The following is a 16,602-nucleotide window of genomic DNA, read 5'->3' as shown; positions in this document are numbered from 1 at the left end:
TATTACCATTGTATTCATATTTTTGAGAGGTTGTAAATAATAATGTGTGTTTGATATATATTTTTTGTTAAACTAATTATGACTATTGATTTTTAGGGGGCTCAGCATGAATTTGGACACAATTGTAAAAAGTGATATCGAGATTGCTTTAAATGCAAAAATGAAACCCATAAAAGAAATTGCTGAAACGATTGGATTAAAGGAAGAAGATTGGGAAGCTTACGGGAAATACAAGGCGAAAATCTCTCTTGATGTGTTAAAATCCCGCAGCACCAAAAAGGATGGGAAATTAATTCTCGTTACTTCCATCAATCCTACTAAAGCAGGGGAAGGGAAATCAACGGTAACCGTTGGTCTAGGAGATGCGTTTTCTCTTCTTGGAAAGAAAGCAATGATAGCGATGAGAGAACCTTCTCTTGGACCAGTCATGGGTGTAAAGGGAGGTGCAACTGGCGGCGGTTATTCACAGGTACTCCCAATGGACGAAATTAACCTGCACTTTACTGGTGATTTACATGCCATCACAACAGCAAATAATGCACTGGCAGCTCTGATTGATAATCATATTCAGCAGGGAAATGAACTGCAGATTGACCCGCGGAAAATTATTTGGAAAAGGGTCCTTGATATGAATGACCGTGCCCTTCGGCATATTGTAATCGGGCTTGGCGGGGATAAGCACGGAATTCCCCGTGAAGATGGCTTTGATATAACCGTAGCATCTGAAATCATGGCAATTCTTTGTCTCGCGATAGATTTAGATGACTTAAAAGATAAATTAGGGAAGATTGTGATTGGATACACCTATCAGGATACACCTGTTTCTGTTTCAGACTTGGGTGTAGAGGGTGCACTAACTTTATTGTTAAAGGATGCTTTAAAGCCTAATTTGGTTCAAACTATTGAACATACGCCTACTCTAATTCATTGTGGTCCGTTTGCAAATATTGCACATGGATGCAACAGTGTACTTGCTACAAAAACAGCCCTTAAGCTAGCTGATTATTGTGTTACAGAAGCAGGATTTGGTGCGGACCTTGGCGGAGAAAAATTCTTGAATATTAAGACAAGCGCTGCTGATCTTACTCCGGATGCTGTCGTTATCGTGGCAACATTAAGAGCCTTAAAGATGCATGGTGGCGTACAATCGGATAAATTAAAAGAGGAAAATCTAAATGCGATTGAATTAGGGTTCCAGAATTTAGTGAAGCATTGTGAAACGATTCAAGCTTTTGGATTGCCTTTTATCGTCGCTTTAAATAAATTTTCTGCAGATACTGATGCAGAGGTGGAACGATTCAATACTTTATGTCAGAAACATGGATTACCTTTCTCTTTAACAGAAGTGTGGGAAAAAGGTGGGCAGGGCGGATTGGACCTTGCAGCAAAACTTGAAGACCTTATGAAGGAGAATACCAATACATTTAAACGTCTATACGAATCAACGGATTCCATTCAAGAGAAAATTGAAAAAGTCGCAAAAATTGTATATGGGGCACAAAAGATTGAATATTCTCCTGAAGCTCTGCAACAAATACATAAATATGAATCAGAAGGATGGGGGCAGCTCCCTGTTTGTATGGCTAAAACCCAGTATTCATTATCGGACAATCCAAGTTTGTTGGGCAGGCCTGAAGGATTTACATTGTATATCAAAAAGCTAAAGCCTTCTGTAGGAGCAGGTTTTATTGTGGTACTTACTGGAGATATTATGACAATGCCTGGATTACCTAAAAGACCAGCTGCTTTAAAGATGGATGTCGACGAGAATGGCAATGCGGTCGGATTGTTTTAATAAGGATAGGTAGATTATGTAAAATGGAGGTGATCTCATGTTTGATCCATCAGTTTTTGAAAACCTGAAAGTAGTAGTTGAAGGTGCCTTTTATGATTTAGACTTAGAAGGCGAGTTAGCCATCATAGACAGGCATGATTATGTTGACTTAGCCTATATGTCAAGAATTTTTGAGATTAGTACAAGGCTTGATGCTTCGATGGAAAAAGCGGTTGAATGTACACTTTCTTTAAGTGCAGGTTTACAAGCTTTCTCATCAGAAAAGCTATCATCCATAACGAAACGCGAGCCGGGATGTGATCTTAAAATTAAATTTAGGTATATCGATCCTGAGCATCCTCTCCGCAATATTCATATATTGAAGCAGATCTGGGATAAAGGGTATCATTACCGGGTTTTTAAACATACTCCGATTGGATTTAAACATGAAGATCCATTCGTAACGATTGAAATTAAGCAGGATAAGCCAATTTATGAGGATGAAATTGATCAATTACATACCTATGTCAGCCAAATCCATCATATACTGAAAGCAGAAGGTTAGATTTTTTTGAACGAAAGTAAAACTTGATCAGTCATGTATTTTTAGCGGGAGTGAAGATGATGAACATTTATGATTTTAAGGCTAACTTAATCACTGGAGATGAAGTTTCCTTTGAAAGATATATGGGGAAGGTCCTGCTTATTGTGAATACTGCCAGTAAATGTGGGTTTACTCCACAGTATAAAGAGTTAGAATCCTTTTACCAAAAATATAAGGAGCAGGGCTTGGTTATTCTTGGATTTCCGTGCAATCAATTTATGAATCAAGAACCCGGAGATGAAATGGAAATCCATTCATTCTGCCGAACTAATTATGGAATTACCTTTCCTATGTTCGCAAAAGTGGATGTAAGAGGAGACCAAGCTCATCCATTATTTAATTATTTAACAGAACAGGCCCCTGGTGTGATGGGTTCCAAGGCGATTAAATGGAACTTTACAAAGTTTCTCATTGATCGAAATGGAAAGATTGTAAAACGTTTTGCACCCTCTACAAAACTTTCTGAAGTAGAGAAAAGTATCGTTGATTTATTATAGGACAGACCTCTCCTAGCAAAGGAGAGGTCTTATATTTGTATCTTTTTAAAAACGCTTTTGGTTATAATAGGAGTAACGCCATTTATCGGTTATGTATTCCATGAGGTATGGGGGTTGGTTGCATGATGAAAAAAGTAGCGTGGGTAACAGACAGCTCTGCTGTATTAGATGATGAACTTAGAGCCAATAAAGATGTTTACGTTTTACCGGTCCACATGATGATTGATGGAAAGTCTTATTTGGATGGTGTAGATCTAACAACCGATGAATTAGTTGAACACATAGAAAAGGGATCCACTCTTACCTCATCGCAGCCATCGATTGGCGATTTCAAAAAGCTTTACGACAAGTTGGCTGTTACCTATGACTCTATCTTCTCCTTTCATATCTCTGATAAATTAAGCGGTACATATTCTACAAGTGTTCAAGCTGCCGAGCTGGTGGATATCCCGGTTTTTAATGTGGATACTCATTATCTTGCTTATCCATTGACGTTATTGATAAAGAAAGCTATTAAAATATGGGAAACTTCAAATGAACCTACAGAAGTTGTGGAAGCAATCCATGCGCTTAAATCTAAGTTAAGAGTGTATGTTTGGATAGGATCTCTTCAGCAGCTTCATAATAGCGGCAGGCTTAACACCTCAAGCTATTACCTGGGAAGTCTTTTGAATATAAAGCCAATCGTAACCTTTCAGGAAGGAAGTCTACAGATTAAAACCAAGGTTCGTACATGGAAAAAGGCAACAGAAAAAATCCAATCCTATTTAAAACAATCCCTGGGGTCCTACCAGATTGAAGAAGTTTTTATGCTGTATGGAAAACAGATCAGTCAAACAAGCGATTGGGTCCGGATGGTTGAAAGAATCAGTGAGGAATTATCAATTACGATACATCCGCTCGGGACTGCCCTTTGCCTTCACGCAGGCGTTGAAACAGTAGGAATCGGATGGATAGAAAAGTAAAGGAGTTTATTATGCGCGAAGCTATTAAAGCAGCGGAAGAATTCGTGAAAAAACGTTTTATTAACGATACAACGGGCCATGACTGGCAGCATATGGATCGTGTCAGAAGGCTATCCTTATTAATCTATCAAACCGAGCAAACAGGCGATCCTGAGCTAATTGAACTGATCGCCCTACTGCATGATCTATCCGATTCCAAATTAAATGGGACAAAAAAAGCGGGAGAAGCGGTACTTAGCGAATGGCTCGAATCTAATGTGAAAAATGAAGAAATTAGGGGAAAGATTAAAAGGGATGTCTCCAGTATCTCATTTAGTGAGGGTTTAAGAGAGGGCTTATCCCCTGAAGCAGCCATTGTGCAGGATGCGGACCGTCTGGATGCATTGGGAGCTATTGGTATAGCCCGTGCTTTTGCATATGGCAGTCATAAGGGGCATCCTATTTATTTACCGAAGGATGATTCTGCCCCTAGTACATTCACGCATTTTTATGATAAATTACTACTATTAAAAACCTTGATGAATACACGTACAGGTAAAAGGTTGGCAGAAGAACGTCATCAATTTATCTTGTTGTTTTTAGAACAGTTTAAAAAGGATATGATGGAATGAAAGTATTAAAAGGAATCGACATTAAAAAGGAATACGGAGAGAAGACTCTCTTTAAGGATATTAACTTTAGCATAAGTGAAAACGAAAAAATTGGTTTAATCGGCTTAAACGGAACAGGGAAATCTTCACTTTTAAAAATCATTGCCGGCATTGAAGAAATGGACGGAGGATTGATTGATAAGCCAAAGGATTACCGGATTTCATATCTAGGACAGAATGTTGAAGTAAACGAAGATGAAAAGGTATCAGCCTTTATTTATAGAAATGACTCACCTGTATTTCAAACTGTACGAAAGTACGAAGAGCTATTGGAACATATGAAGGAGTCCCCAAATGATTCAGCTCTTCTTGATAAAATGTTTCATTTGCAAGCTGAAATGGATGCAAACGGTGGCTGGGAGATCCATTCAAATGCACAAATTATGTTAAATAAGCTAGGAATCAAAGACCTTAATGTTAGAATGGGTTCTTTATCCGGAGGGCAAAAAAAGCGTTGTGCTTTAGCTAAAGCATTAATGGAAAAAGCAGATTTGCTTATTTTAGACGAGCCGACAAACCATTTGGATTATGACAGTATCGAGTGGCTGCAGGAGTATATCCAAGGATATCAAGGATCGGTTTTATTTGTAACTCATGATCGATATTTCTTAGATGCCGTGACTAAAAAGATTTGGGAGCTTGATAAGGGGCAATTGCATTCTTATGACGGAAACTACGAGAAATTTTTAGAAATCAAAGCGATCAGAGACGAGATGGAAGCAAAATCAGCTCATAAAGTTTCAAGGCTGTTCCAACAGGAATTGGCCTGGATGCGGAAAGGGGCAAAAGCGAGAACGACGAAACAAAAAGCGAGAATTCAGCGCTTTGAATCCTTGCAGGAGGAAGCGAATGCTGGTAATGCAAGTGACGATTTAAGTTTGGATGTTGCTTCAACCAGACTTGGGAAAAAGGTGTTGGAGCTGGTTAATCTTTCAAAATCCTATGAAAATAAACTCTTAATCGATCGGTTTTCTGTCATTTTACAAAAGGGAGATCGAATTGGTATCCTTGGAGCCAATGGCAGTGGAAAAACAACCATATTAAGAATGCTTGCCGGTTCTGAGTCTTTAACTAGTGGCTCAATTGATCGGGGTTCTACGGTATTGATTGGCTATTATACTCAGGAAAATGAAGATTTACCACTCAATAAGCGAATGATTGAATATATCCGGGAAACAAGTGAAGCGGTCACGCTTGCAGATGGTGAGCGAATTTCGGCCGCACAAATGCTGGAACGTTTCCTTTTTGAGCCACATACGCATGGGACGGTCATCGGGAAGCTTTCAGGCGGAGAAAAAAGAAGGCTTTATTTATTGAAGATATTGATGGAGTCTCCAAATGTACTTTTATTGGACGAACCGACAAATGATTTGGATATTCAGACATTAACTGTTTTGGAAGAGTATCTTCAGCATTTTCCGGGTGTTGTTATAACCGTATCACATGATCGATACTTCTTGGATAAAACATGTCATAAATTATGGGTATTTACAGGGAATGGACAGATTCAGCAATACTATGGGCAGGCAAGTGATTACTTGGAATGGAAACAGGAGCAGGAAAGACTTGCAACTGCCGTTGAGAAAGAGTCAACTCCTAAAATAAAACGTGCAGAAGAGACAAAAACGAAAAAACGGCTATCCTATCATGAGATGAGAGAATGGGAAGGCATCGATGAAAAAATAGAAGCGGTTGAAAAACGACTGGAGGAAGTCGCTGCCGAACTAAATAAAGCAGGCAGTGATTTTGAACTGGCGAATAAATTAGCTGAGGAAGAAATTCAATTAAATGAAGAACTGGAGCATTTGATTGAACGATGGTCCTATCTTTCAGAAATACAAGAAGGCTAAATCGTAAGTATGTAAATATTTTGATAGATATGCTACAATCCCCCTAGATAAATAGATCAGGGGGATTTTATGATGAGGATTGTCTCAATTGAGCCTACACCGAGCCCGAATACGATGAAGGTTATCTTAAATGAAGAATTGCCGGCTGGTAAAAGTACGAATTATAAAAAGGATACGATTGATACCGCACCTTCATTTATAAAAGAAATTTTACATATTGAAGGTGTTAAAGGTGTATACCATGTAGCAGACTTCCTGGCCGTTGAAAGAAATGCTAAATATGATTGGCCTGGTATATTGGCACAGGTTCGAACCGTTTTCGGTGAGACAGTTGAAGAAACTGGAGCTAATCCAGTTGATACAGGCAAAGGATTTGGAGAGGTGAAGGTCCAAATTCAAGTTTTTAAAGGGATACCTATCCAGATTAAAGCAAATAGTGACCTGGAAGAAAAACGATGGGCTATGCCGAAAGCATTTATGGATGCTTTCCAAGTATCTCAGCTTGAGGATGATAATGCTGTGTTGATCCGAAAATGGATTGATTTTGGCAATCGTTACGGGGAGCTTGAGCAGATTGGGAAAGAGGTGATGGATGAAGTCATCGCCTTATATCCAGAAGAACGGTTAGCGAAGCTTGTTGCAGACGCTCAAGACACCACCACCAAGAAGTCCGAACCCGTTAAGGTGAAAAGAAGAAAGCTTACGGAAGCTGATTTGGATCAGGAAGACTGGAAGGCCAGATTTCAAGCATTGGATCAGATGGAGGATCCGGAAGTTTTGGATCTGCCACTCCTCAATAAGGCATTGGAGGATGAAAAAGCATCTATCAGAAGGCTTGCTGTGGTCTATTTAGGAATGATTGAAGACACGATTGTTTTGCCATATTTATATAAGGGACTAAAAGATAAGAGTGTAACGGTCAGAAGAACAGCGGGAGACTGCTTGTCTGATTTAGGCTTCCCGGAAGCTGAACAGGCTATGATTGAAGCTTTAGCTGATAAAAGTAAGCTAGTACGCTGGAGAGCGGCCATGTACTTGTATGAGGTTGGTGGGGAAAATGCTTTGCCAGCGCTTCGAAAAGCGGAAAATGATGAAGAATTTGAAGTGGCTCTGCAGGCGAAGATGGCCAGTGAGCGTATTAAAAATGGTGATGAAGCCCTTGGGTCTGTATGGAAACAAATGACTGAAGCCAGAAAAAATAACAAGGTTCAAGAATAATAGAGCATATCAGGAAGGCAGTGTCGAATCACTTGGCAGCTGCTTTAGTTGAGCATAGGAAAGAGTATATGCCTCTGTTTAAACGGGGAGTTTACATCTATATTAGGTAATGTTACATACAATATTAGGGAATACATGGATTGCACATGTAAGCTATCTAATGTATCCTACAAATGTAAGACTTTGAATGGGGGAATTATGAATGTCTATGGCATATGAAGAATATATGAGACAAATGGTTAAACCAATGAGAGCAGAGTTGACTGAAGCAGGCTTTGAAGAATTAACGACTTCGGAACAAGTAGATGAATTTATGGAAAAGGCAGAAGGTACTACATTGGTTGTAGTCAACTCCGTATGCGGATGTGCGGGCGGCTTGGCAAGACCGGCTGCAGCAGAAGCAGTAAATGCTGAAATTAAACCGAATCATTTTGTAACAGTCTTTGCCGGTCAGGATAAAGAAGCAACAGCCAGAATGAGAGAATATCTTGGGGAAGTTCCATCTTCACCTTCAATGGCTTTATTAAAAGGAAATGAAGTGGTTCATTTTATACCAAGACATGAGATTGAAGGACATACTTTAGAAGACGTTAAAGAGAATTTATTAAATGCTTTTTCTGAGTATTGTAAATAAACGTAAGGGAATGCTCACATGAGTATTCCTTTTTTTAATATGAGCCTGAGGGTAAATAAGTTTCTATCGCTTTAGATTTAAAGAAGCCTGCTCAACAAGAAATCTTGCAGATTTTAAAGGAGTTTTTTATGTGTTTGTCACTACGATTGAAAAAACGAATAATGTGCTGAATCAAAAAGCATTAAGAACAGCTGAACAATTAGGGATCCCGTATATTGAACGCAATAAAAGAACGATTAAACAGTTGCAATCTTACTATAACCAACCATGTCTGGTAGTGGGGAAGATCAAAACAGAATTATATGACCTGCATGGAATAGATCCATTATTTTTCCATCCAAATATGGCCGCAGTCCGTATGAAGAGAATTGAGAAAGGGGAAGTGGATCCATTTGTCAGGGCAGCCGGATTAAATCAAGGGATGTCTATTCTTGATTGTACACTTGGTATGGGAGCGGATGCCTTGATTGCCTCTTATATCATAGGGAGTAGCGGGAAAATAACTGCTTTAGAGTTAAATCCGTTTGTTTACTTTGTTATTAAGGAGGGACTGCAAAATTATCCTTTTAAGAATGAGAAATTTGGCGAAGCTGCCGGGAGAATTGAAGCTGTGAACATAGACTATTTAACCTTTCTTAAAAAAGCTGAGGATCGCTCCTATGATGTTGTTTATTTTGATCCAATGTTTACAGAAAGAGTCATTGAAAGTGCTGGAATTCAGTCTTTGAGTTCATTTGCTTCCTACAAGGAGTTAACAGATGAAGCAGTAGTGGAAGCCAAGAGAGTTGCCAAAAAGAGGATTATTCTTAAGGACCATTTCAGGAGTGATCGATTTTCCCGGTTTGGATTTAGCGTTGAAAAAAGAAAAACTGCAAAATTTCATTTTGGTGTGATAGAATTAGAATAGTTAAAAAAATCAAAATTCGCTCTTCCAATATTAATAAAACGGGGTGAAGAAATAGCCCGTTTTGCTGAATAGGCAGGTGATTTTAATTTGAAAAATTGGTCAAGTATTCTTAAGAAATCCTTGGTAGTTGGGCTTTCTGTTTTAAGCTTTGGAATTATATCTCCATCTCAGTATCAGGAATGGTATGAAGGAAGTACTGTCAAAGAAGCCAAAAACAATCCTGTTATTGGCCAAACTGATTATGTAAGCAGCGAATCTCCTGTAACGGTATTTAGTCAAAGTGATTTTTTATCGTATGCTATGCTTCGCGCTGAGGAGCAATCCTTTGAAAAGTTTGGGAGTAGAATTGGTCCCCATATAAAAGATGAATTTTATACGAGTGTATTACCGAACATTGAATCCGCCTTGCAGGAATTTTCATCTGATGTACCGGAAGAAAAGCTGCTGAATATGGCGATATCAGAAAAGCCAAGCGGCGGTTTAAGTGAAAAAATATTTCATGTTTATGATCGGGAAACCAATGAAGACCTCATCAGATTTCATGTCAGGAGAGAGAACCCGCCCGGAGAAGGCCATTGGTTTGAATTTCATTACCATACATACAAAGATAATTTTGACGCCCATCACTCGATGGCAAGGATTTATTGGAGTCAAAACACTCCTCCTAAGTGGATTAGCTAAGCAGATCATTAATTGATAGATTACTATTTTCAGGTTAATACGTTGTAATCAACGTATTTTCTTTTTTGTGTTAAAGAAAATAATCAGGAGATGAAGACAACCATGAATGAATTCTTTTCACAGTTAATAGAAACATACGCTATGTTTTTTGATGGGCAGATGTGGATAGAGGTATTGTCTGACCCAGTCAGTTGGGGATTAATTGGTACACTGGTTCTGATGGAGGGCTTGCTATCATCCGATAATGCTCTCGTCCTTGCTGTAATGGTAAAGGATCTTCCGGAAAAACAACGAAAAAGAGCTTTGTTTTATGGGTTGATTGGAGCTTATTTATTCCGTTTCCTAGCTATAGGAGTAGGTGTCTATTTAATTGAAATTTTGTGGGTGAAACTGATTGGAGGAGGTTATCTTGCATGGCTTTCCATTCAGTATTTTTACAAAAAGTATAAACATTTTGAAACGACTCCTGATGTTCCGGACGTAAAAAAATCTGGCTTGCTCAAACGATTGTTCGGTAACTTTTGGGGGACAGTTGCATCCGTAGAGTTGATGGATATCGCATTCTCTGTAGACAGTATACTGGCTGCCTTTGGTGTAAGTAATCAAGTCTGGGTTTTGTTCGTTGGAGGCATATTAGGTGTTTTAATGATGAGGGGTGTGGCAGGTGTATTCTTAAAGTTAATCGATAGAATACCAGAGCTTGAAAGTGCTGCTTATATTTTGATTGCCTTTATTGCTGTTAAAATGGTTGGTTCCAATTTTGGTCTACATATCGATCATACTATGTTCTTTTTCATTATCATTGTGATTTTTGGCGCAACCATTCTGTTGCACTTTTATAAGAAAAGAAAGAATCAGTCGGCATAGAATATGTTAAAAGAATTCCTGATCAGGATATGATCAGGAATTCTTTTAAGAGAGATGAATGAAAATAAAGCCTATGCAAAATCCAAGAGCAATTAGACTATCGAATACCACTAATCTCCAATCTGTCATAGCAGAATACAAATCTTCCATTAATTCGTCATCAAGATTATATTTATCAGGATGGAACCGTATCTTAACCACCTCTCCCTGGATACTTTATTGTAAAAGGGGATTGCTGGAATGCTGTGATGGTGCTGTTTAGCTGCAAACGGTCAGATGAACTTCCATAATTTTTATGACCACTCGTTCACTTCGAAACTCTCATCATATGGTATAATTTTTAATGATTTGTCGAAATGGATCTATGCCATTGTTGATAAATGGTTAAACCATACATATACGCCTATCTAGATTTCTTCACGAAGTTTTATACATAACCCTATATATTCTCATTGACTGGTAATAGGGTTTTTATGATATAAAAATTAATCTTCGGAGTGAATTGTGATGAAGGCCAGAAATTTACTTGTATTCATTTTTATATTCATTATGGTAGCCACTCTTATATTATTTCCATTAGGGCAAAATTATGCAGAGTCAGTTTATTTAAAGAATTTATCTGGCATTGAGAATAAATCATTGGTATCAACTATAATTGTTTTACCTGATGATCAAGATCAATGGGATGAGGCTGAGGTTATTATTGAAAGAATAAGTGGGTTACCTGAAGGCTTACTTCAAGTATTAAAAAAGAATAGAATTAAGATTAAGTTATTTACGGGAGCATTGACGGATCAACGGGAGGCTGCCCATTTAAAAGGAGTTCAGCCAAGAGGGTATTCCTCGAAAAATTGGGATGAAGTACCCGGAATGGGTGGCAGTAAAACAGTCTTAGTAAAAATCGGGCACAGTGAAAAAGGAGCGGGCCATGGTTCAACTAATCTAGAACTACATGAGCTTGGACATTCAGTCGATCAAATTATATTGAATAATATTAGTGAAACGGGCTACTTTCAAGATGCTTGGTTAAAAGAAGTGCAACAACTATTCCCGAATCAAGCATACTTTATTGATTATTCAGAGGAGTACTTTGCTGAGGTTTTTGCGATGTATTACTTCAATCAAGAAACTAAAGCAGAATGTTTGGAAAAGGCCCCTCTCACATACGAAATCATAAAAAATATTGAAAAGAATGGGTACACAGTAAAAGAACAATAAAATAGGAGGATCAACAAATGGTGAAAAATGAACAGGCCTATTTAAATCTTTGCCAGCATGTTCTAAATAACGGGACAAAAAAAGAAGACCGTACAGGGACAGGTACAATCTCTGTATTCGGCCACCAAATGAGATTTAATCTGAAGGATGGTTTTCCATTATTAACAACCAAAAGAGTACCATTTCGCTTGATTGCAAGTGAATTACTGTGGTTTATTAACGGAGATACGAATATCAAGTTTTTGCTACAGCATAATAATAATATTTGGAATGAATGGGCCTTTAAAAAATGGGTTGAAAGCTCAGAGTATAAAGGTCCTGATATGACTGATTTTGGTATTCGTTCTTTACAGGATGAAAATTTTAATCAATTATATTTGGAACAAATGGATTTATTTAAAGAGAAAATCTTAAGTGATGATGCCTTTGCGGCGAAGTATGGAGAGCTTGGCAATGTATACGGGAAACAATGGAGAGAATGGAAGACGTCAACAGGTGAAACGATTGATCAGCTTAAAGATGTGATTGAACAAATTAAAAGAAACCCATCTTCCAGAAGATTGATTGTATCTGCATGGAATCCGGAGGATGTACCAACTATGGCTTTGCCGCCATGTCACAGTTTATTCCAGTTTCATGTGGCAGACGGCAAGCTGTCCTGCCAGCTGTATCAAAGAAGTGCAGACATCTTCCTCGGTGTACCATTTAATATTGCCAGCTATGCATTGCTGACTCATTTAATTGCAGCTGAATGTGGTCTGGAGGTTGGTGAATTTGTCCATACTCTTGGTGATGCACATATCTATTTAAACCATGTAGAACAAGTGAAGACTCAATTGGAAAGAGAACCAAGATCGCTTCCTGAGCTGGTGATTGACTCTTCATTTACAAGTATTTTTGATATGAATCTGGATCAAATAAAAATTGAAGGATATGACCCGCATCCAACGATCAAAGCACCGATTGCTGTTTAATTTAGAGTGCTTACGGACAGCCTCATAACTGATAGCAAAAAGGCGTACAGAATAGTGATATTCTGTACGCCTTTTTATATAAAACTGCAGGGATATGAGTTTGTTTCATAATTTCAAAAAGTAATGAGTACTCGAATTTTATCTATTCATTTATCGGGTGGAAATAATAGAGATATTGTGATGCAATTGGATTAGACTAAAGGGTTACTCAGTTACTAAGTCACTTAATTAAGTGGATATGGTGAAACGAACTTTGTATTTCATTCCAATATTCCGGATAGGTATCCGTAAATTTTTGAAAAGCTTCGTGAAGATTTATTACTAAATAATCATAAGTAACCTTACGATCTTTTCTGGTTTTTTTTAAATCAAAATATAAGGCAAACGGGCGTGTATAATAGCTGGTAAGCTGATGGGGATTTAAGGTTGCAATTTCTATATTTTTTTGACAGATAAAATCATTGACAGATTTTAATGGGCAATGTTTCACAAAATTTGGGACTTGGATAATAGGACATTTCTCATCCAATAATATAATACCTCTATACATAAATTTCTCCTTGAAAAATCAAACAAAGTTAAGCATAGTATGGCCAAATTTTTTAAAAATATACGGTTTGCTAGTGTTTAAAAAGCCCATAACATAAACAAATACATGGCAACTAATGAATATAAAATATGAATCTAAGCAGGTACTTTTAATCTAGAATGTCAGTATTTTTTTAGGGCATGAAAGGATGTGAAGAATTTATTGAGCATTCTGATTGACCAATTACCCATAGGGGTATACGATGGGCATATCGATATAATACAACTGAGAGGGGGAATGATGAATGAATTATGATGATAAAACGAAAGTGAGATTAAGAAGAATGGAAGGTCAGCTTCGTGGCATACAACGTATGATGGATGAAGGACAGGATTGTAAGGATGTGATCACCCAGCTTTCAGCGGTACGTTCCGGAATAGAGCGAACAATTGGTATCGTCGTCAGTGAAAACTTAATTGAATGTGTACGTGCGATTGATGGAGATGAGGAACAGATGAATGAATTAATTGGACAGGCGGTAAACTTGCTCGTTAAAAGCAGATAACAGGAAAAGATTATATTTTTTTACAATAATAAATACCTATAGGGGTATATGTATTCTAAGGAGGAGCAATGGAACAGAAATCAACTAATATCATTTTATTCAGCGGGGATTATGATAAGGCGATGGCCGCCTATATTATTGCAAACGGAGCGGCTGCCTATGACCATGAAGTGACAATCTTCCATACATTTTGGGGAATCAATGCATTACGTAAACAGGAGCCAATGAAAGTAAAGAAAAGCCTCCTTGAGAAAATGTTTGGCTTTATGATGCCAAGAGGTGCTGAAAAACTAGCGCTTTCTAAAATGAATATGATGGGCATGGGACCAAAAATGATTAAGCATGTCATGAAGAAACATAATGCACTCACCTTAACAGATTTGATTGACATGGCACAGGAACAAGAGATCAAGCTAGTTTCGTGCACAATGACAATGGATTTATTGGGTCTAAAAAAAGAAGAGTTGCTGGATGACGTTCATTATGCCGGAGTTGCCGCCTATCTTGCAGACGCAGAAAATGGAGCAGTCAACTTGTTTATTTAAATTCAAGTAAGATCTGTTAGTTTTCTAAGGTTTAATTTAATACTTGTAAGGATTTGAGGAAGGGTGAGCTAAATGAAGGAAATTACAGCAAGAGAAGTTCAAGAACGCTTAGAAGCAGGGAAGCTACTAAATTTAATTGACGTACGAGAGCCAGAAGAGGTGGCTGAGGCTCATATTGAAGGCATTATCCATATTCCGCTTAGTGAGCTTCAGGACCGTATTGGTGTACTGGATAAAAATAAGGAATACATTCTCGTGTGCCGTTCAAGCGCTCGAAGTGGCAATGCTGCCTCTTATCTGGAATCGATTGGATTTCAGGCAACTAATATGGTTGGAGGTATGCTTGTTTGGAAAGGGAAGACGGTCAAAAATTTTTAAACAATAATATACCCTATGGAGTATAGGAGGTCTCATAATGTCAATCAAAGCAGATGTTCACTTGGACGCAAAAGGACTCGCGTGCCCAATGCCTATCGTGAAAACGAAGAAAGCGATGAAAGAATTAGCTGTGGGCAAGGTATTGAAAATTACGGCAACAGATAAGGGATCAAAGGCCGATCTTGCTGCCTGGGCGGGATCAGCTGGCCATGAATATATTGGTACAAATGAAGATGGCGAAATCCTTATTCATTATATCCGTAAGGGTGGTGCAGATAGCGAGGTTGATAAACCATTTGAACGAACAATAACAAATGAAGATCTTGCAACAAGTGAGGGTATCATTTTAGATGTTCGTGAGGAAGCCGAGTATGCCTTTGGGCATGTGCCTCAGGCAAAGTCAATTCCTCTTGGGGAATTGGAGGAAAGAATGAGTGAACTAGATTCCAATCAAAATATTTACGTCATTTGCCGTACAGGCAGACGTAGTGAACTAGCTGCTCACAAACTTGTCGAAAGCGGATTTCAAAAAGTATTCAATGTATTCCCTGGCATGAAAGATTGGAAAGGCGAATTAATAAAAGAAACGAATAAAATCACGTCAGGAGGTAACTGAAAATGAAAGTTTTGAAATGGACAGCTACCGATGTGGCTAAATATGTGATTGAACATAAGGACTTATTTATTTTGGATGTTCGTAATCAAGATGCATTTAAGGATTGGAAGATTGAGGCTAAGAGCTTTGAATATATGAATATACCTTATTTTGAATTACTAGATGGTGTAGAGGAAATTCTTTCTAAAATCCCGGTGAATAAAGAAGTTCTTGTAGTATGTGCAAAAGAAGGATCATCTGTCATGGTTGCTGAAATGCTGGCAGAGGCTGGCCGACCTGTTGCCTATTTGGAAGGTGGTATGAAGGCATGGAGTATGCACCTTGAGCCTGTAAAGGTAGATGATTTGAAAGGTGGAGGAGAGATCTATCAATTTGTACGCCTTGGCAAAGGCTGTCTCTCCTATATGGTCATCTCTGGTGAGGAAGCGGCAATCATCGATGCAGTCCGATTCACGGATGTATTTATCGACTTTGCCAGAGAAAAGGGAGTGAAAATCAAGCATGTATTTGACACACACTTGCATGCTGATCATATCTCTGGTGGGCGCCAAATTGCTGAACAGACAGGTGCACAGTATTATCTTCCACAGCAGGATGCTGAGGAAGTTGTATATAATTATACGCCATTAACAGACGGGTTAACGGTGAAGCTTGGCGAATCAGAGATTGAAGTCAATGCTATATACTCACCGGGGCATACAATCGGCTCCACTTCTTTTGTCATTGGCGGAAGTTACTTACTTACGGGGGATATTCTTTTCATCGATTCAATTGGGCGCCCGGATTTAGCTGGTCTTGCCGAGGATTGGGTGGACGATTTACGTGAAACATTGTATGAACGATACCGTGTGCTTGCGGATGAATTAATTGTCCTTCCTGCTCATTTCATGATTATGGATGAAGTAAACGAAGACGGTACTGTTGCCAAACGGCTTAGAACTTTGCTGACTGAAAATCATGGTTTAAATATTGATAATGAAAATGAATTCCGTAAGATAGTCACAGAAAATCTGCCACCGCAGCCAAATGCATATGAGCAAATCCGTCAAGTGAATATGGGTAAAATTATACCCGAACTAGATGAACAAACTGAAATGGAAATTGGTCCAAACCGCTGTGCAGTTCGCTAA

The 16,602-nt window shown here is 38.4% G+C and carries 20 protein-coding genes; 18 read left to right on the top strand and 2 right to left on the bottom strand.

From position 1 onward, the window contains the following. Nucleotides 1–106 precede the first annotated feature (106 nt). The 11 genes from F7984_RS11125 (at nucleotide 107) to F7984_RS11075 (ending at nucleotide 10,647) form a co-directional block, all read left to right on the top strand. Nucleotides 107–1,795 carry a formate--tetrahydrofolate ligase gene (locus F7984_RS11125; protein ID WP_139891777.1) on the top strand — a complete coding sequence of 563 codons (1,689 nt, stop codon included), beginning with the start codon at nucleotides 107–109 and terminating at the stop codon, nucleotides 1,793–1,795. Nucleotides 1,796–1,832: 37 nt separating this feature from the next. Further along, nucleotides 1,833–2,339 carry a hypothetical protein gene (locus F7984_RS11120; protein ID WP_066107259.1) on the top strand — a complete coding sequence of 169 codons (507 nt, stop codon included), beginning with the start codon at nucleotides 1,833–1,835 and terminating at the stop codon, nucleotides 2,337–2,339. A gap of 59 nt (nucleotides 2,340–2,398) precedes the next feature. Continuing rightward, complete coding sequence (locus F7984_RS11115; protein ID WP_139063861.1) at nucleotides 2,399–2,875, top strand: glutathione peroxidase; 477 nt, start codon at nucleotides 2,399–2,401, stop codon at nucleotides 2,873–2,875. Nucleotides 2,876–2,997: 122 nt separating this feature from the next. Further along, a complete protein-coding gene (locus tag F7984_RS11110; protein ID WP_181162011.1) occupies nucleotides 2,998–3,840 on the top strand; it encodes a DegV family protein in 843 nt (280 codons plus the stop codon). Further along, entirely contained in the window at nucleotides 3,825–4,451 is a 627-nt protein-coding gene (locus F7984_RS11105; protein WP_225983583.1) for an HD domain-containing protein, read from the top strand. Before F7984_RS11110 ends, F7984_RS11105 begins: the two co-directional genes overlap by 16 nt. After that, the gene (locus tag F7984_RS11100; RefSeq protein ID WP_140461579.1) at nucleotides 4,448–6,340 is read left to right on the top strand and encodes an ABC-F family ATP-binding cassette domain-containing protein; all 1,893 of its coding nucleotides are present in this window, start codon (nucleotides 4,448–4,450) and stop codon (nucleotides 6,338–6,340) included. The genes F7984_RS11105 and F7984_RS11100 overlap by 4 nt, the downstream gene beginning before the upstream one ends. 72 nt (nucleotides 6,341–6,412) lie before the next feature. After that, complete coding sequence (locus F7984_RS11095) at nucleotides 6,413–7,558, top strand: conserved virulence factor C family protein (RefSeq protein WP_139892005.1); 1,146 nt, start codon at nucleotides 6,413–6,415, stop codon at nucleotides 7,556–7,558. A 202-nt stretch (nucleotides 7,559–7,760) separates the two neighbouring features. Further along, nucleotides 7,761–8,192, top strand: a complete 432-nt coding sequence (locus F7984_RS11090; protein WP_066107248.1) for a BrxA/BrxB family bacilliredoxin — start codon at nucleotides 7,761–7,763, stop codon at nucleotides 8,190–8,192. 130 nt (nucleotides 8,193–8,322) lie between these two features. Beyond that, nucleotides 8,323–9,099: a class I SAM-dependent methyltransferase gene (locus tag F7984_RS11085; RefSeq protein WP_066107246.1), complete on the top strand. Its 777-nt coding sequence runs from the start codon at nucleotides 8,323–8,325 to the stop codon at nucleotides 9,097–9,099. 87 nt (nucleotides 9,100–9,186) lie between these two features. After that, nucleotides 9,187–9,780 carry a YpjP family protein gene (locus F7984_RS11080; protein ID WP_139891782.1) on the top strand — a complete coding sequence of 198 codons (594 nt, stop codon included), beginning with the start codon at nucleotides 9,187–9,189 and terminating at the stop codon, nucleotides 9,778–9,780. 102 nt (nucleotides 9,781–9,882) lie between these two features. Continuing rightward, entirely contained in the window at nucleotides 9,883–10,647 is a 765-nt protein-coding gene (locus F7984_RS11075) for a TerC family protein (protein ID WP_139891783.1), read from the top strand. Nucleotides 10,648–10,692: 45 nt separating this feature from the next. On the opposite strand, the gene F7984_RS19105 is transcribed toward F7984_RS11075, so the two are convergent. Further along, entirely contained in the window at nucleotides 10,693–10,848 is a 156-nt protein-coding gene (locus tag F7984_RS19105; protein ID WP_180349947.1) for a hypothetical protein, read from the bottom strand. 306 nt (nucleotides 10,849–11,154) lie between these two features. Here F7984_RS19105 and F7984_RS11070 point away from each other — a divergent pair, with 306 nt between their 5' ends. Both F7984_RS11070 and F7984_RS11065 read left to right on the top strand, forming a co-directional pair. Then, on the top strand, nucleotides 11,155–11,865 hold the full coding sequence (locus F7984_RS11070) for an anthrax toxin lethal factor-related metalloendopeptidase (RefSeq protein ID WP_139891784.1): 711 nt from the start codon (nucleotides 11,155–11,157) through the stop codon (nucleotides 11,863–11,865). A 17-nt stretch (nucleotides 11,866–11,882) separates the two neighbouring features. Next, nucleotides 11,883–12,839: a thymidylate synthase gene (locus tag F7984_RS11065; RefSeq protein ID WP_139891785.1), complete on the top strand. Its 957-nt coding sequence runs from the start codon at nucleotides 11,883–11,885 to the stop codon at nucleotides 12,837–12,839. Nucleotides 12,840–13,059: 220 nt separating this feature from the next. On the opposite strand, the gene F7984_RS11060 is transcribed toward F7984_RS11065, so the two are convergent. Further along, nucleotides 13,060–13,389, bottom strand: a complete 330-nt coding sequence (locus F7984_RS11060) for a hypothetical protein (RefSeq protein WP_066107225.1) — start codon at nucleotides 13,387–13,389, stop codon at nucleotides 13,060–13,062. A 283-nt stretch (nucleotides 13,390–13,672) separates the two neighbouring features. Here F7984_RS11060 and F7984_RS11055 point away from each other — a divergent pair, with 283 nt between their 5' ends. From F7984_RS11055 to F7984_RS11035, 5 genes are all read left to right on the top strand, one after another. Continuing rightward, on the top strand, nucleotides 13,673–13,933 hold the full coding sequence (locus tag F7984_RS11055; RefSeq protein ID WP_066107222.1) for a metal-sensitive transcriptional regulator: 261 nt from the start codon (nucleotides 13,673–13,675) through the stop codon (nucleotides 13,931–13,933). Nucleotides 13,934–14,001: 68 nt separating this feature from the next. Next, on the top strand, nucleotides 14,002–14,478 hold the full coding sequence (locus tag F7984_RS11050; RefSeq protein WP_066107219.1) for a DsrE/DsrF/DrsH-like family protein: 477 nt from the start codon (nucleotides 14,002–14,004) through the stop codon (nucleotides 14,476–14,478). A 72-nt stretch (nucleotides 14,479–14,550) separates the two neighbouring features. Then, entirely contained in the window at nucleotides 14,551–14,856 is a 306-nt protein-coding gene (locus F7984_RS11045; RefSeq protein ID WP_139891786.1) for a rhodanese-like domain-containing protein, read from the top strand. A gap of 37 nt (nucleotides 14,857–14,893) precedes the next feature. Further along, complete coding sequence (locus tag F7984_RS11040; protein ID WP_066107211.1) at nucleotides 14,894–15,472, top strand: sulfurtransferase TusA family protein; 579 nt, start codon at nucleotides 14,894–14,896, stop codon at nucleotides 15,470–15,472. A gap of 2 nt (nucleotides 15,473–15,474) precedes the next feature. Next, nucleotides 15,475–16,602, top strand: coding sequence for an MBL fold metallo-hydrolase (locus F7984_RS11035; RefSeq protein ID WP_140461578.1), 1,128 nt, complete (start codon nucleotides 15,475–15,477; stop codon nucleotides 16,600–16,602).

It is taken from the genome of Pradoshia sp. D12 (assembly GCF_008935075.1).
Classification (GTDB): Bacteria; Bacillota; Bacilli; order Bacillales; family Pradoshiaceae; genus Pradoshia.
This window is presented reverse-complemented; position numbering and strand designations above follow the sequence as displayed.

Coding starts and splice junctions, on each gene's coding strand:
- F7984_RS11100 (WP_140461579.1), top strand. CDS start 4,448: ATGAAAGTATTAAAAGGAATCGACATTAAAAAGGAATACGGAGAGAAG.
- F7984_RS11040 (WP_066107211.1), top strand. CDS start 14,894: ATGTCAATCAAAGCAGATGTTCACTTGGACGCAAAAGGACTCGCGTGC.
- F7984_RS11090 (WP_066107248.1), top strand. CDS start 7,761: ATGTCTATGGCATATGAAGAATATATGAGACAAATGGTTAAACCAATG.
- F7984_RS11050 (WP_066107219.1), top strand. CDS start 14,002: ATGGAACAGAAATCAACTAATATCATTTTATTCAGCGGGGATTATGAT.
- F7984_RS11065 (WP_139891785.1), top strand. CDS start 11,883: ATGGTGAAAAATGAACAGGCCTATTTAAATCTTTGCCAGCATGTTCTA.
- F7984_RS11110 (WP_181162011.1), top strand. CDS start 2,998: ATGATGAAAAAAGTAGCGTGGGTAACAGACAGCTCTGCTGTATTAGAT.
- F7984_RS11115 (WP_139063861.1), top strand. CDS start 2,399: ATGAACATTTATGATTTTAAGGCTAACTTAATCACTGGAGATGAAGTT.
- F7984_RS11125 (WP_139891777.1), top strand. CDS start 107: ATGAATTTGGACACAATTGTAAAAAGTGATATCGAGATTGCTTTAAAT.
- F7984_RS11045 (WP_139891786.1), top strand. CDS start 14,551: ATGAAGGAAATTACAGCAAGAGAAGTTCAAGAACGCTTAGAAGCAGGG.
- F7984_RS11075 (WP_139891783.1), top strand. CDS start 9,883: ATGAATGAATTCTTTTCACAGTTAATAGAAACATACGCTATGTTTTTT.
- F7984_RS11070 (WP_139891784.1), top strand. CDS start 11,155: ATGAAGGCCAGAAATTTACTTGTATTCATTTTTATATTCATTATGGTA.
- F7984_RS11095 (WP_139892005.1), top strand. CDS start 6,413: ATGAGGATTGTCTCAATTGAGCCTACACCGAGCCCGAATACGATGAAG.
- F7984_RS11105 (WP_225983583.1), top strand. CDS start 3,825: ATGGATAGAAAAGTAAAGGAGTTTATTATGCGCGAAGCTATTAAAGCA.
- F7984_RS11120 (WP_066107259.1), top strand. CDS start 1,833: ATGTTTGATCCATCAGTTTTTGAAAACCTGAAAGTAGTAGTTGAAGGT.
- F7984_RS11035 (WP_140461578.1), top strand. CDS start 15,475: ATGAAAGTTTTGAAATGGACAGCTACCGATGTGGCTAAATATGTGATT.
- F7984_RS11060 (WP_066107225.1), bottom strand. CDS start 13,389: ATGTATAGAGGTATTATATTATTGGATGAGAAATGTCCTATTATCCAA.
- F7984_RS11055 (WP_066107222.1), top strand. CDS start 13,673: ATGAATTATGATGATAAAACGAAAGTGAGATTAAGAAGAATGGAAGGT.